Annotated in this window: 12 protein-coding genes and 5 pseudogenes; 9 read left to right on the top strand and 8 right to left on the bottom strand. The window is 49.5% G+C overall.

The genetic code is table 11. The features are described 5' to 3' along the window. Positions 1–25 precede the first annotated feature (25 nt). Complete coding sequence (locus KI797_RS15915; protein WP_109422348.1) at positions 26–514, top strand: TIGR00645 family protein; 489 nt, start codon at positions 26–28, stop codon at positions 512–514. A gap of 371 nt (positions 515–885) precedes the next feature. Here KI797_RS15915 and KI797_RS15910 read toward each other — a convergent pair whose 3' ends face one another. Next, positions 886–1,308, bottom strand: a complete 423-nt coding sequence (locus KI797_RS15910; protein WP_081999320.1) for a MarR family winged helix-turn-helix transcriptional regulator — start codon at positions 1,306–1,308, stop codon at positions 886–888. A gap of 99 nt (positions 1,309–1,407) precedes the next feature. On the opposite strand from KI797_RS15910, the gene KI797_RS15905 reads away from it, so the two are divergent. Then, the gene (locus KI797_RS15905) at positions 1,408–1,989 is read left to right on the top strand and encodes a flavin reductase family protein (protein WP_162516531.1); all 582 of its coding nucleotides are present in this window, start codon (positions 1,408–1,410) and stop codon (positions 1,987–1,989) included. Positions 1,990–2,052: 63 nt separating this feature from the next. Further along, positions 2,053–2,421 (top strand): putative zinc-binding protein, encoded by a 369-nt coding sequence (locus KI797_RS15900; RefSeq protein WP_050555278.1) that lies wholly within the window; start codon positions 2,053–2,055, stop codon positions 2,419–2,421. Positions 2,422–2,493: 72 nt separating this feature from the next. Here the strand turns inward: KI797_RS15900 and KI797_RS15895 are convergent. Then, a pseudogene (locus tag KI797_RS15895) lies at positions 2,494–3,086 on the bottom strand (IS1595 family transposase); the annotation flags it as partial. 2 nt (positions 3,087–3,088) lie between these two features. Here KI797_RS15895 and KI797_RS15890 point away from each other — a divergent pair. From KI797_RS15890 to KI797_RS15880, 3 genes and pseudogenes are all read left to right on the top strand, one after another. Further along, a pseudogene (locus KI797_RS15890) lies at positions 3,089–3,304 on the top strand (hypothetical protein); the annotation flags it as partial. Positions 3,305–3,306: 2 nt separating this feature from the next. Further along, positions 3,307–3,573, top strand: a complete 267-nt coding sequence (gene vapB / locus KI797_RS15885; RefSeq protein WP_307772348.1) for a type II toxin-antitoxin system VapB family antitoxin — start codon at positions 3,307–3,309, stop codon at positions 3,571–3,573. Between the two features lie 291 nt (positions 3,574–3,864). Then, positions 3,865–4,665 (top strand): annotated as a pseudogene (locus KI797_RS15880) (IS630-like element ISAhy2 family transposase); the annotation flags it as partial. A 318-nt stretch (positions 4,666–4,983) separates the two neighbouring features. Here KI797_RS15880 and KI797_RS15875 read toward each other — a convergent pair. Both KI797_RS15875 and KI797_RS15870 read right to left on the bottom strand, forming a co-directional pair. Then, positions 4,984–6,537 carry a methyl-accepting chemotaxis protein gene (locus tag KI797_RS15875; RefSeq protein WP_226170027.1) on the bottom strand — a complete coding sequence of 518 codons (1,554 nt, stop codon included), beginning with the start codon at positions 6,535–6,537 and terminating at the stop codon, positions 4,984–4,986. 194 nt (positions 6,538–6,731) lie between these two features. Continuing rightward, positions 6,732–6,907: pseudogene (locus KI797_RS15870) on the bottom strand (transposase domain-containing protein); the annotation flags it as partial. 1 nt (position 6,908) lies between these two features. On the opposite strand from KI797_RS15870, the pseudogene KI797_RS15865 reads away from it, so the two are divergent. Together KI797_RS15865 and KI797_RS15860 are read left to right on the top strand one after the other, a co-directional pair. Next, positions 6,909–7,516: pseudogene (locus KI797_RS15865) on the top strand (IS1595 family transposase); the annotation flags it as partial. Positions 7,517–7,585: 69 nt separating this feature from the next. Beyond that, complete coding sequence (locus KI797_RS15860) at positions 7,586–8,851, top strand: sensor domain-containing diguanylate cyclase (RefSeq protein ID WP_226170024.1); 1,266 nt, start codon at positions 7,586–7,588, stop codon at positions 8,849–8,851. Between the two features lie 179 nt (positions 8,852–9,030). Here KI797_RS15860 and istB read toward each other — a convergent pair whose 3' ends face one another. After that, a complete protein-coding gene (gene istB, locus KI797_RS15855; protein WP_202040662.1) occupies positions 9,031–9,786 on the bottom strand; it encodes an IS21-like element ISAs29 family helper ATPase IstB in 756 nt (251 codons plus the stop codon). 14 nt (positions 9,787–9,800) lie between these two features. Beyond that, a complete protein-coding gene (gene istA, locus KI797_RS15850; protein ID WP_226170021.1) occupies positions 9,801–11,303 on the bottom strand; it encodes an IS21-like element ISAs29 family transposase in 1,503 nt (500 codons plus the stop codon). Positions 11,304–11,556: 253 nt separating this feature from the next. Here istA and KI797_RS15845 point away from each other — a divergent pair, with 253 nt between their 5' ends. After that, entirely contained in the window at positions 11,557–12,495 is a 939-nt protein-coding gene (locus KI797_RS15845; protein ID WP_226173142.1) for an IS5 family transposase, read from the top strand. A gap of 418 nt (positions 12,496–12,913) precedes the next feature. On the opposite strand, the gene KI797_RS15840 is transcribed toward KI797_RS15845, so the two are convergent. Together KI797_RS15840 and KI797_RS15835 are read right to left on the bottom strand one after the other, a co-directional pair. Next, positions 12,914–13,312, bottom strand: coding sequence for an antitoxin Xre/MbcA/ParS toxin-binding domain-containing protein (locus KI797_RS15840; RefSeq protein ID WP_226173139.1), 399 nt, complete (start codon positions 13,310–13,312; stop codon positions 12,914–12,916). A gap of 278 nt (positions 13,313–13,590) precedes the next feature. Then, positions 13,591–14,085 (bottom strand): site-specific integrase, encoded by a 495-nt coding sequence (locus KI797_RS15835; RefSeq protein WP_226170018.1) that lies wholly within the window; start codon positions 14,083–14,085, stop codon positions 13,591–13,593. Positions 14,086–14,105: the final 20 nt, after the last annotated feature.

The raw sequence follows: 14,105 nt of genomic DNA, 5'->3' as shown, positions 1-14,105 counted from the left end.
AAAGAAAATAGGCTTGGCGAACTGTATGGAAAAAGCATTCGAGAAATTAATGTATTCATCTCGCTGGATTATGGCTCCTATATATCTAGGTCTCAGCCTGGTACTAGTAGCACTTGGAGTGAAGTTTTTCCAAGAAATATTCCATATAATCCCAAACATATGGAAGATAAAAGAGGTTGAGTTAGTGCTAGTCACGCTATCACTTATAGATATTGCTCTTGTTGGTGGGCTAATAGTTATGGTGATGTTTTCTGGCTATGAGAACTTCGTATCAAGGTTAGACGTAGGGGATAACGACGATAAGTTAGGCTGGTTAGGTAAGCTAGATGCAGGTTCTCTCAAGAATAAAGTAGCTGCATCTATTGTGGCAATATCATCTATTCACCTATTAAAAGTGTTTATGAATACAGAGAATATTCCTAATGATAAAATAAAATGGTATCTTTTGATTCATATCACTTTTGTTTTGTCTGCATTCGCCATGGGTTATCTCGATAAAATAACCAGAAAATAGTTCTGCTATTAATAGTGATAAGGCCATTGTGTTACTATGAGATAATGCATATTGGCCTTTTTATCATAGGGTTCACTCTTAAGTTTCGGACAAGACTATAATGATGTTTTTACTATCATGATTGATCTCTATTGCTGTTTAATGAGCTAATTTTATGAAAGTAATAAATTAATGAATTCCTGATTACCCATGATTAGGGAAGGTGCGAATAAGTACCCTATGAGCCAAAACTAAAAAGTTTAGCCATTTAATATCAATAATTTAGAATGGTGTGTTTTTGTGCCAAGTGACTTGTTAGCACCTTCCCTAGAGTATTCTGGTAATTAAGTATGAGCAATTCACTTGCTCATACTCTTAGTACATAATGTTTTTTACTGGTCAGCATCATAGTTTTCATTCAGTGCTGTAATACGTGCTACTTGGAAAGTATTTTGAAGCGATTGTAATTCTGTTTTATGCTGCTGTGCCAATTGCTGTAAATATTCTCTCCCTTTGTCTGTTAAATACACATCTACTTTGCGCTTGTCATTTTCATTTTTCCGCCGTTCAACAAGGTCCAACTCCTCACATCGCGTAAGTAAAGCTACGGTAGCATGATGACTCATTTGTAGCCTTTCCGCTAGTTCACCCACGCTTGCCCAGTTGCGCCCTGGGTATCCTTGAATGTGCAGGAGGGATAAATATTGTAATGGTGTGAGCCCGAGCTCCTTGGCCGCAGTTTCACTAAAGTGAAGAAAACGCTTTAACTGATAGCGAAACTCAGAAAGTGCCTCAAATTGAGCTTTTGTTAGCATAGCTTACTCGGTTGTTGACTTCTTAGGTGAAATACAATAAGTTCAATTATATCACACTGTGATATAATTTGTAGTGTTTCTGTTACAAAGGAGATGGCAATGCATAAGCAAGTTCACCCAAAATCACTTTATTGGGGAAACACCGTAATTCTACTGAGTACCATCGATGATACTGATACAACTAACATTACACCAATATCATCGAGTTGGTCTCTTTCGAATAATATTGTCATCGGCCTCAGTCTAAATTCAAAGGCTATCGAAAACATTGAGAATTGTCCAGAAGTCGTATTGAATGTTGCATCAGACAACCTTTCGGATAGAATTGAATCTATTGCCAAATTGACCGGAAAGGATCCTGTCCCATCTGAAAAGATAGGTTTCAGTTATTGTGGTAATAAATTTGCTCTTGGTGGATTTACAGAGCTGGCGTCCTGTACCGTTAAACCATCTCGTATCCAAGAATGTTTAATTCAGGTCGAGTGTTTAGTTGAACATATAACAAAGCGCAATAATTTTGCTATCGTTGAATTGCGAGCCACTCATGTGCATGCAGATGCATCTTTACTTAAAAAAGATGACGTTATTGACGCGGATTTGTGGAGCCCTCTGATTTATAATTTCAGGAGTTACCACGGAATTACCAGCGCTATTGGTAGAAACTTTAAATTTGATAATTGATTTCGCAGATGCCCTATTTATTAAGGGCATCTTCATGGGACTATGATTTTTAAAGGATGTTTTATGAGTGAATGTTTACGTTCTTTACCATTGGTTTATTCATGCTCTGGTTGTTCAAGTGCAGCGCAGATGGCAAACTATATGGCTATTCAGCTAGATAAACGAGGTGATGCAGAAATGTCCTGCATTGCAGGTGTTGGTGGAAACGTAAAGCATTTAGTCCGTATAGCAAAGTCTGGTAGATCGATCATTGCTATCGATGGATGTCCTTTACAATGTGTCAAAAGTTGTTTGGCTATTCACAATCTCACTCCTACAAATCATGTCTTATTGAATGAGCATGGAGTCAAAAAACTTCAGAAAACAGATTTTGATTCTGATGAAGCGGATAGGCTTGTTTTTGAAATTGCACAGTTATTAACTCTTCTATAAGAGGTTGATCCTCAAATTTATCGGTATGTATTATTCATACGTGGCTATAGATATGGGGTACCACCTATCCGATTACCCATGATCTTCCCGATATGGCATCAGATGGATTTCCTCTATCGTGTGGTTCAATTCAACCAGCATGCTCTTGATGCCAAAACGATGCTTAAATCGGAAGCATCATTCCGTCAGATGATTTGGTAGAGGCTTGGTTCCAAGCGTATGGCAACTGCTCCGCAGCGAGTTCTGCACATTCCCTATTATCGTGCTTACCCAGTTGAACGCAAGATGCTCCAGTAAATCCAGGTTGCCTCCAGTGATGACACTCAGGTACTCACAGTTGGCTTCCTTGACTGCCCTGAAACGGGATAACTCATCAGATATCACGGCACTCCCGTTAGCAAGATGTCGTTTAGCCCACTTGCCAATGGTCTTAGTTTTGAACCCATCAACCACCGTCATCCACATTTTGATTGGATTTCTTTCCTTCTTCAGGGACACTGCCGCCACAAAGGTGTCTTGCAAACGGTACCACAACCCCGCTTGCCACCACGGCGTTCACTGCCCCAGTAGACATCATCGAGTTGAATGATACCGCTGATGGGATGCTTGTCGTCAGACTCCTTCATCGCTTGCAGCAGCTTGTGCTTGAGCATCCAGGCGAGATCTCCGTCGCTCGTTGGTAGAGACGGCGATGTCCCGGTTCAAACAGCTGATGGTGGGAAGAATCAGTCAACGAAACTACAACGACCAAGTGGGGGAAGTGATGGCGTATGTGAGTGTGATAAACAAACTGCTCAGGCTGCTTGATCCGGGACTGTCCGATCTTGTCAGGACACCTCATAACGTGTGCATCCGGTGTCAGTTGACATACCGGGCCCATTAGCTATGTTCGGTTCACATGGTACTGTGTTCATAGGACGCGTGATGGAATCAACAGTTTTTAGGTGTGGTCGTGGCCAGGGGGTATACCTGCCCGAGGCCGTGGCCCTGCCAGATGAGGTCACGCATGTTGAGATCGTCGTGGTTGGTCGTACTCGCATAATCACACCTGTAGGTGAGTCCTGGGATAGGTGGTTTGATGAGCCTTGTATGAGCGCCGACTTCATGGCCGAACGTGAGCAGCCAACCGCCCAGGAGCGAGAGAAACTCTGAGGTCCAGCAGGGTAACTGAGTTGCGTAGCTGAGAGGGATTGTTTTTATATATATAGATAAAGCGTATCCCTCTCACCTGAAAAGTTGAATTGCTATGGCTATCATTCTCGCGTAGCGAGGATTGTTCATAGATCTGTCGGTACTCGTCCCCCCCAGGCAGGATAGCTCAGTAGCCATTTTTTCTAAATAGCTGTTCCGAATAGTAGATCACCGGAGGAAGGGAACTCAGTCCAGTTTGTGCGATCTGATTAGTCGCTAAACAAAACAAGCCACACCCAAAGGACTGAGTTGATGCCTATCCTACCACCTCTGCCACGACCACAACGGCGCCGCATTCACAAAATCATCCATGCCACCCGTGATAAAGGACATGCTCGTCGCTTGATGGCCATCTTGCTGTTACATGAAGGACGCACGATCACCGATGTTCATCACCTTACCGGCGCTGCGCGCTCGACCATCGGTCGTTGGCTTCGGTGGTATCGAGATGAAGGCATAGATGCGCTAGAAGCCTTACCGGCTGGCCGTGCCCCAGTCTTACCTATCGCCAAGATTGTCACCTTACTGGTGCTGCTCATGCAGTTTTCTCCGCAAGATTTTGGTTATCAGCGCAGCCGTTGGTGTACTGAACTATTGGCTATAAAAATCAATCGGTTAACAGGGCTCAATGTGGCAGCCTCCACGCTCCGCCGATGGTTACCTCGTATGGGCATTGTCTGGCGCAGGCCCGTGCCGACCTTGCGGATAAAAGACCCATCCTATCAGGAAAAAATGGCGAATATCGACGCCGCGCTGGCCCGCTGTGATGCCGATAATCCGGTGTTTTATGAGGATGAAGTCGATATAGACCTCAATCCCAAATTAGGAGCCGACTGGATGTTCAGAGCGCAGCAAAAGCGGGTTGTCACACCGGGGCAGAATGCCAAGCATTATCTGGCAGGCGTTCTCCACGCAGGCAACGGAAGGGTACTTTACGTCAGCGGGATCAAGAAAAACTCATCGCTGTTTATTGCCATGCTGGAAAAGCTGCGCCACCACTACCGACGAGCCAAAACCATCACGTTGATCCTCGATAACTACATCATTCACAAACCTGATTACCCATGATTAGCAGTTACCACGAGCTATACTGATCTTACGTACAGTTACTGAGGTACGAGATCATGGCCAAAAGCAAAGTCCAATTCCAGAAAGGCTACAGCCTGTTTGATTTTTATGTTTGTTGAATTGAGGCATGCAGTCGTGGCAAGCCCGCCGATGCCATATCGGCTCTTGAAGCTGGCTGAGGGTCATGGGTAATCAGAAATTTCATTAACAAAGTGCGATCCCGCCCTGGGATGCGCTAGGGGAAGCCGTTTGCATCTGTTTAGGAAAAACCGGGCCCCGCTATCCGCGGGGCCCGGTTTTGATTTAGGCCATCAGCTTTTGCATGGCGCGGTTGAGGTCGACCGCGGTTTGATGCAACTGGTCGCTGGCACCCTGGGTGCGGTGGGCGTTCTCTTCGTTCTCGGTGGCGATGGTTTTGATATCCACCAGGTTGCGGGCGATATCTTCCACCACCAGCGTCTGCTCCTCGGCGGCGGTGGCGATCTGCTGGTTCATGCCGTGGATCTGGCTGATGGAGCTCGTGATGCTCTGCAACTTGCGACCCGCGACCGTCACCTGTTCGATACTCTGCTGGCTGAGTTGCTGGCTACTACCAATCGCCTGTACCGCTTCCTGGGTGCCACGCTGTACCTTGGCGATGATCTGGTTGATCTCCGCCGTAGAGTCCGCCGTGCGCTTGGCCAGGGTACGAACCTCGTCCGCGACCACGGCGAAGCCGCGACCCTGCTCACCGGCCCGCGCCGCTTCAATCGCCGCATTCAAGGCCAGCAGGTTGGTCTGCTCGGCAATGGAACGGATCACCTCCAGCACGGTACTGATGCGGCGGCTATCTTCATCCAGTTGTTTTATAACGCCAGCCGTGTTGTCAATTTCTTTACCCATCTGGGCAATGCCGCCTATGGTGTCCTGCATCACTTGCTCGCCTTCGTGAGCCGTATGGTCCGCCTGATCCGTCGCCTGGGCGGCCGATGCGGCATTCTCCGCGACATTCTGCGCCGTAGCCGACATCTCGTGCATCGCGGTAGCCACCATATCGGTGCGGGAGAATTGATCCTGGGTGCCCTTGGCCATCAACCCGGAGATTTCCTTGAGTTCATGGCTGGCACTATCCAGCTGCTCGCCACTCAACTTGAGCTGGGAAAAGGTCGTCCCCAAGAAATCGCGCAGGGTATTGGCGGCCTTGGCCAGGGCACCTAGTTCATCCTGCCGTTGCAGCGCAAAGGGTCGATCAAACTTGCCATGGCTCAACTGGATAATGAAGTCGGTGAGCGCCTTGATCGGCACCAGCAGTTGGCGATTCACCAACCAGAGACTGAGCACCCCCACCAGTAATGACGCCACAATCAGGAATACCACGCCGAGAATGGCTTGGCTGTGGGTCTCCTCACTAATGGCTTGGGCCTGACGATTGCCTTCTTCATGCAGATGCTTGACCAGAGCCTCCATCTGCTCGCTGGTTGCCCGATCGATACCCTTCACCGCCTGATCCCCCACAGTCGGGTCGCCCTGAGCGGCAACAAACTTCTCTTTGCCCTGACGATAGGCCAGCCCGAGTTTCTGATGTTCATCACTCAGGCTCCGCACCTGGGCAACCAACTCCTGACCCTGCCACTGCCCGGCCAACTGGCTCAGTTGCGCCAGCGTCTGGTTGACCGCACGCTCCTGCTCTTCAAACCGGGTCCAATACTTGGTCAGAGCCTCCGGATCCTTGCCGCGCAGCAGGACATTTTTCCACTCCTGAACCTGGCTCTTGAACTCCAGATTGGCCCGATCAACCAGCGTCGACTCTTGCAGCGTGCTGTTAACCAGGGATTGATAATCTTCGACCCCTTGCTCCAGCAGACGGAAACAGAACAACGAGATGATGACGAGGAGAAGAATACTTCCGCCCAACAACGCCAGTAACTGTGCTCTCAACGAACCTTGTATGGACATACTTGCCCCTTCATGACCTGAATCTGTACCTATATAGCGACCCATGGAGCCTGACACCGTAATGGTGTCGTCACCGGGGGCGGCGTAGCATACACCGTAAGCGCCGTTAAATCGACCTACTTGCCTTCGTTGTATTGCACCACTTTTTTTGAAATCGGCTCCAGCGCCACATTCCACGGTAGCAGCGCTTCCAGCTTTTCCAGGCTGTCCGCTTCGCCGATCCGCGCAGCACATAATTGATATACGCTGACGGCTCCAGTTGATTGGCTTTGGCGGTCTCCAGCAACGAGTAATATGACACCGCCTGGATGCTCAAGCACAAGCTGCTGCAAGCCATGAAAGAGTCCGATGACAAGCAGCCCATCAGCGGCATCATTCAGCTCGATGATGTCTACTGAGGTGGCGAGCGCCGTGGTGGCAAACGGGGTCGGGGCGTGGCAGGCAAGACGCCGTTTGTGGCAGCAGTGGCCCTGAACAAGGGAGGGCATCCAATCAAGATGCGGATGACGGTGGTCGATGGTTTCAAAACGTCATTGCTGATTGGGCAAAACGGCATCTTGCTAGTGGTAGCGCGGTGATATCCGATGGATTGGCCTGTTTCAAAGCGGTCAAGGAGGCCAATTGTGAGCACCTGGGTGTTGTCACCGGGGGCAACCTGGACTGGCTGGATCATCCGGCATTCAACTGGGTAAACACGATGATAGGAAATGTGAAAAACTCGCTGCGGGGCAGTTGCCATACGCTCGGAGCGAAGCATTTACCAAGGCATCTTGCGGAATACTGCTTCCGGTTTAATCATCGTTTTGACCTCAAGAGCATGTTGGTTGAATTGGGGCATGCAGTCGTGGCAAGCCCTCCGATGCCATATCGGCTCTTGAAGCTGGCTGAGGGTCATGGGTAATCAGGTAAGGCCTTGATTATATAAGCTGTTCATGTCAGTCTTTTGTTTTCAGCGGAAGAGAAAAATTCGATGGGAAGTTCTGAACTTAGCTTGCTGAAAATGGCGATTATGCAGTCTTGGAACGCGGTTGTGATTACCAGTGCTGACAGGGCAGCAGGATATCCTGTAAAAATTGCGAACCCTGCTTTTTGTCAGATGACAGGTTACGCAATTGATGAGTTGTATGGTCAGTCATTGAAGATGTTACAAGGCCCTGCTACAGATCAGGAGGTGATTAACCGGCTTAGAAGTTGTCTTACCAGTGGTGAATACTTCGAGGGTATGACTACTAATTACCGCAAAGACGGTTCGCCATATTTGGTGCGCTGGAATATCTCACCGGTACGAGATGAGGTGGGTGACATCACGCACTTTGTTTTAGTGCAGCAAGATATGACTGCTTATGCCAAGGTAGAAGATACCAGTAAAATTCTTGGTCAGGCACTGGATGCCGCAGCAGAGCCGATACTCGTTACCGATGCGCATGCAAAGATAATCTTTGCTAATCAATCGTTTATCCAGGTTAGCGGTTACGAAGAATCAGAATTAATCGGCAATACACCAACACTTTTCAAGTCAGGCTTACACGACGATGACTTTTATAAGAACTTAAAAGCGTCTTTAATGACAGCAAAGACGTTCCAGGCAATTTTCATTAATAAACGTAAAGACGGTACCTTGTATCATTCTGAGCAGAGTATCTCCGCTATCAAAGACCAAGCTGGTAACATTACTAACTATGTTAGTGTTGGAAAAGATGTCACTGAGCGACTTCTTGAAGAGCAGGCGCTTCGTGAATCGGCAACAGTGGATCAACTAACTGGTTTGTTTAACCGCAATCATGGTAAGGCGTTGTTAAGTGAGGCTTATAGCTTTACTCTTAGCCGGGAAGAGTCCATGAGTCTCATTCTTTGCGATATTGACCACTTTAAGCAGATTAATGATAGCTTTGGGCATCCTGTTGGTGATCAGATTTTAGCTCAAGTATCGGGTCTGCTTCGAAAGTCGGTTCGGGGTAATGATCGGATAATTCGTTGGGGCGGCGAGGAGTTTTTGATCCTGCTTGAGAATTGCACTGATATGGTCGCGGCAGAATTAGCTGAACGTTTGCGATTGCGAATTGCTTCAGAGCAGTTTCAGAATGTAGGCAAGGTCACCGTGTCACTGGGAGTTGCATCATTATTTCAGAAAGAAAGTTTAGAGCAGCTGATCAGCCGTTGCGATGAAGCCTTGTATAAGTCAAAACGTAATGGTCGAAACCAACTAACGTTAGGGAAGGTGCGAACAAGTCCCTGATATGAGATCATGTTTGTCATCTGGAGCCATGAAAAAGGGTTCATCATGAGTCATCAGCTCACCTTCGCCGACAGTGAATTCAGCAGTAAGCGCCGTCAGTGCGTATTCCGGCGAAGTTGAACAGCCATTCCGGCCAACGTGAACACCCTGATCCTTAACGCGCTCACGTCATCTCGTTTCTAACTCGACTGTTCAGATTGGGTCAACTCACTTCTCCTCTTCCTCATCGATTCTCCCTTCAGTGGCAGCCGGTGAGCGTTGTGCATCAGCCGGTCCAGGATCGCATCTGCCAGGGTGTTGTCACCCAAGCTCGCGTACCACTCTTCAGTTGGCAGGTGACTGACCACTATCGTCGAGTATTTCCCATACCGATCATCCATGATCTCCAGCAGTGCGTTGCGCTGTTCGGCATTCACCGCCTCCAGTCCCCAGTCATCCAGGATCAGCAGCTCTATCCTTGCCAGTTGACCCAACAGTCTGGCGTAACTGCCATCTACCTTGGCCTGGCTCAGCTCAAGCAGCAGACGTGGCAGCCGGTAGTAACGAGTGCTATGCCCTTGCTGACAGGCTTGGTAGCCCAGCGCACAAGCCAGGTAGGTTTTTCCACAGCCACAGGGGCCGGTAATGAGCAGGTTCTGGCCCCGGCGCAGCCACTCTCCTTGGGCCAGGTTTGCTACCTGTGACCGCTCCAGGTTGCGTGCTGACTGGTAGTCCAGCTCCTGCACCGTGGCCTGGAGTTTGAGCCTTGCCTGCTTGACCAGCCGAGTTTGCTTACGCTGCTCCCGGCTCAGTTGTTCGTGTTCGACCAGCAGGCTTAGCCGCTCGATGAAGGGCAGCCCTTCGTAGGTACTCGCATGTTCCAGTTGTTGTTGCACGGCATCCGCCATGCCGGTCAGTTTCAGGTTTCTCAGGCGGGTCAGGGTTTGTTGGGTCATGGAGCGTATCCTCTTTAGTGGAAGCTCTGGGGGCCACGGATGTTCTCGTGCTCTTGCGGTAACTCTGGGTAGCTCAGCGGGCTTGCGGGCAGTTGGTCGCGGCCACTGGTCAGCACCGACTTGAGCTGTTTGAGTCGCACCAGACCTTCCCGGTTGGCCAACTGGCAACAGGCTTCAACCCGTGATGGCGGATACTCCCGGCTAAGACTCAGCAGCCCCAGGCAGAGTCGGTATGCCTGCTCGGCATGGGCTTTCTCTTCCAACCGTTCGCTAACCCAGCAAAAGGTGCTCGGTCCGATGTCAGCAGCCCACTGTTTAAGACGCCCTGGGGTCCAGCGTTGCTGCTTGCTGTGACGTTCCGGCATGTGCTCAGGGAGCGTGCTCATCCCCGGGATGGTTTTACGTGGATGGCTCGCGACCAGCTGTTGCTGGTGATAGACCTGAAGCAGTGTGTCGCCTGCATGGAGCTCCAGTTGCTGACCCACATACTGGTGTGGCACCGAGTAATGGTGCCGCTCATAGCTGACGTGATAGTCGATGTTGACCTTGACCGTTTTGATGGCGACATAGCGATAGGGATGCACCGGCAGTGGTCCCAGTGCCGGGCGGTCCAACTGCTCAAATGCGTCACGTCGGTTACCGGGCAGTTGCGTGAACGGACGCTCGTTGAGTTCGTTCAGCAAGGCACGGATGCACTGGTTGAGTTCGGCAAGCGAGAAGAAGGTCTGATGGCGTAGACGGGCCAGGATCCAGCGCTCGACGATCTGCACACCCACCTCCGCCTTGGCCTTGTCCTTGGGCTTGTAAGGACGAGCTGGCATCACCGCCACCTGATAGTGCTCGGCTAACTGCTGGTAGCTGGGGTTGAGCTCGGGATCGTATCGGCAAGCCTTGCTGACACCGCTCTTGAGGTTGTCGGGGATCAGCAGTGCCGGTGTCCCGCCGAAAAACTCAAAGGCACGGACATGGCTTTGCAGCCAGTCCGGCAGTGACTGTGACCAGGTGGCCTCGGCAAAGGTGTAGTTGGACGCACCGAGCACGGCGACAAAGACTTGTGCCTGACGGACCTCACCCGTGGTCGGCGACACGATGGGCACCGTGGGCCCGCAGTAGTCGATAAAGAGCTTTTCCCCCGCCTTATGGATCTGGCGCATGGAGCGCTTTTGCAACTGACACCAGGACTTGTAACGGTCGCAGAACTGGGAGTAGCTGTAAAAGCTATTGGGATAGCGCTGGGTGTACTCCTCCCAGAGCAGCTGTTTGGAGACCCCCTTGCGCTTGAGCTCCTGATGGACAGAGGGCCAATCCGGCACGACATGGCAGGCCGATATGGTGGTATCGGCCTGCGGATAAAACAGGGCAGCCAGTCGGCCATCATCAAGCTCGGTGGGCAGGGGCCAGCTAAGGCCGAGCGCCTGGGCACTTTTGAGGAGTTTCTGGATGGAGCCGACACTGACCTTGGTACAGATACTGATTTGGCGAACAGAGAGGTCAGCTTCCAGCCGCAGTCGCAGCACTTAACGAATTTTACGCATTGCAATCCTCTTGGCAGACATAGGCTCTTCCCTGGCAAAAGGGAGAGCGTATCAAAGGTTGTTAAATCAATGCGTTAAGGATGATTCTGGTGAATGTGAACAGTGATTCAGGGATGTTGAACACTGTTTCCGGAAAGGAGGGGCAAAGTGTTCAGGTTGAGCCGGAATGAGCGTTCACATTGGTCCGGAAATGGTGTTCACGTTGAACCGGAATCGGTGTTCATGATCGGCCGGAATATGCAGTCAGACCAGAAAAGAGATTTTCTTGTCCCGAATGGAGCAGATCCTGCCATGGCAAAACATGGTGGAAGTCATCGAGCCGTTTTACCCCAAGGCTGGTAATGGCCGGCGACCTTATCCGCTGGAAACCATGCTACGCATTCACTGCATGCAGCATTGGTACAACCTGAGCGATGGCGCGATGGAAGATGCTCTGTACGAAATCGCCTCCATCCGTCTGTTTGCCCGGTTATCCCTGGATAGCGCCTTGCCGGACCGCACCACCATCATGAATTTCCGCCACCTGCTGGAGCAGCATCAACTGGCCCGCCAATTGTTCAAGACCATCAATCGCTGGCTGGCCGAAGCAGGCGTCATGATGACTCAAGGCACCTTGGTCGATGCCACCATCATTGAGGCACCCAGCTCGACCAAGAACAAAGAGCAGCAACGCGATCCGCAGATGCATCAGACCAAGAAAGGCAATCAGTGGCACTTTGGCATGAAGGCCCACATTGGTGTCGATGCCAAGAGTGGCCTGACCCACAGCCTAGTCACCACCGCGGCCAACGAGCATGACCTCAATCAGCTGGGTAATCTGCTGCATGGAGAGGAGCAATTTGTCTCAGCCGATGCCGGCTACCAAGGGGCGCCACAGCGCGAGGAGCTGGCCGAGGTGGATGTGGACTGGCTGATCGCCGAGCGCCCCGGCAAGGTAAGAACCTTGAAACAGCATCCACGCAAGAACAAAACGGCCATCAACATCGAATACATGAAAGCCAGCATCCGGGCCAAGGTGGAGCACCCATTTCGCATCATCAAGCGACAGTTCGGCTTCGTGAAAGCCAGATACAAGGGGTTGCTGAAAAACGATAACCAACTGGCGATGTTATTCACGCTGGCCAACCTGTTTCGGGCGGACCAAATGATACGTCAGTGGGAGAGATCTCACTAAAAACTGGGAATAACGCCTTAAATGGCGAAGAAACGGTCTAAATAGGCTGATTCAAGGCATTTACGGGAGAAAAGATCGGCTCAAACTGAAAAAATGAAATGACTGAGTCAGCCGAGAAGAATTTCCCCGCTTATTCGCACCTTCCCTAAGTTAAGGAACTTTAATTTATCAGTGCTCTTTAAATTTCATTTATTTAAAAAAATAGCTTATGGGGGGGTAGTAAAACTGGTTTCTCTTCGCTGCGCAGCAGCGGAATGTTGAAATGGAAAAAATTAATTTATAGCTCTCATAATTAGTAAATGGACAGTTTTCCGAATTTTTCAAGTGGGGGGATGTGAAAAAGTTTGAAAATAATTCTGTTTGGTGGAAATTTAGCCAATCTGGATGGTTTTATTCTCACCGCCCCCCGACTTATTGCTTATACGCAAACCCCATGCCTAATCCGTCCCACCAGATCGACAACGGCCTGAACCCCCATCGGTGTCTTCAATAGCTCGGCTGGAGCTACGCCACCGAGGCCCCAGGCTGGTCTGTTTAGCCATGACAACGCCTTGGCAGTATCGTTCTTGTTGAGGGATAGTGCCGCATCGAGTGCCTGTACAACGCCGTATACCCTGGCACCCTGAGAGATTGATAGGGGTGCCCCAATCCTCAGCTTGCGAGCAACAGTGCTCAGGCTAATGCCTGCTAAGCGGCATATCAAACCTGAGTCTGTGTTCATCAATTCAGCTAGTCGATGAATGATGCCAGGAGCTACGCCAGCTATGAACCAGAGATGTGCACTCAGTGGATCTTGAGGGATGTTGAGAGTCGTCATAAGGGTGGCGCGAACTAGCCAGCGTACTGGGTTGATAAACTGAAAGTGACATATTTTACTGTTCCCATATTGACAATGATTTGTTCTCATCATCGTACTCGATGTTCAGATTTTCTGACAGTTACCTCACTGGTTATAATTGTTGATGTTGCTGATATGGAGGGCACTCGCCCCCTCCATTAGCGAATGAGCGAACTGAATCATGTTCATGGCCTATACCTGAAATATGGCCTCATTCAGCAAATCCATTTCAAGAAAATAATAGCTTTATATTCACGCTACAGCATTTCTTTAAGCCAAAAAATTTGCTCTGCATTTAGTTGGTTTTGGTCACCCAAATCTTTCATTTCTTGTACGAACGTAGAGAGTTCATCTTTTATATTCTTCTTTATACATCTCCTAATATAGCTTTCATATAGGCTATTAACAGATGGAGGGAAATTTGTTTCCTGTTGCACCTTTATAGCTGCATTAGAATTTGTTGCATCCCTTAACTTTTCTCTTGTGGCTTTGCTGATGTTGTTGTCAATATAGTAATCCATCAGCGTTTGGAGGCTGTGTCCAGTGATCTTGGATAAATCTTGAATAGGCACTCCGCTTTCTAGTGCTTTTTTGGCAAAAGTATGTCTGGCATCATATAATCGGCCTATCTTAGGAAAATTAAACTCTTTTTTAACTGCCTGCCAAGTTTTCTGATAAAGGCTCGAAGTTACATGGGGGGCCTTTGCTTCGCGACAACAAGGAAACATTAACTCACCCTCTCTATCACTCAAGCTTTTTAGAGTTTTGTATT

Origin of the sequence: Aeromonas media, from assembly GCF_020423125.1 — a bacterium.
Taxonomy (GTDB): domain Bacteria; phylum Pseudomonadota; class Gammaproteobacteria; order Enterobacterales; family Aeromonadaceae; genus Aeromonas; species Aeromonas media.
Note: the sequence above shows the minus strand (reverse complement) of the source record. Positions and strands in the feature narration are given on the sequence as shown.

What these genes read in the sequence shown, in the direction of transcription:
- KI797_RS15910 (WP_081999320.1), bottom strand. Translation starts at nt 1,308, where the DNA reads ATGCTAACAAAAGCTCAATTTGAGGCACTTTCTGAGTTTCGCTATCAG.
- KI797_RS15840 (WP_226173139.1), bottom strand. Translation starts at nt 13,312, where the DNA reads ATGACGACTCTCAACATCCCTCAAGATCCACTGAGTGCACATCTCTGG.
- istB (WP_202040662.1), bottom strand. Translation starts at nt 9,786, where the DNA reads ATGACCCAACAAACCCTGACCCGCCTGAGAAACCTGAAACTGACCGGC.
- KI797_RS15900 (WP_050555278.1), top strand. Translation starts at nt 2,053, where the DNA reads ATGAGTGAATGTTTACGTTCTTTACCATTGGTTTATTCATGCTCTGGT.
- KI797_RS15915 (WP_109422348.1), top strand. Translation starts at nt 26, where the DNA reads ATGGAAAAAGCATTCGAGAAATTAATGTATTCATCTCGCTGGATTATG.
- KI797_RS15860 (WP_226170024.1), top strand. Translation starts at nt 7,586, where the DNA reads ATGGGAAGTTCTGAACTTAGCTTGCTGAAAATGGCGATTATGCAGTCT.
- vapB (WP_307772348.1), top strand. Translation starts at nt 3,307, where the DNA reads ATGTTCGGTTCACATGGTACTGTGTTCATAGGACGCGTGATGGAATCA.
- KI797_RS15905 (WP_162516531.1), top strand. Translation starts at nt 1,408, where the DNA reads ATGCATAAGCAAGTTCACCCAAAATCACTTTATTGGGGAAACACCGTA.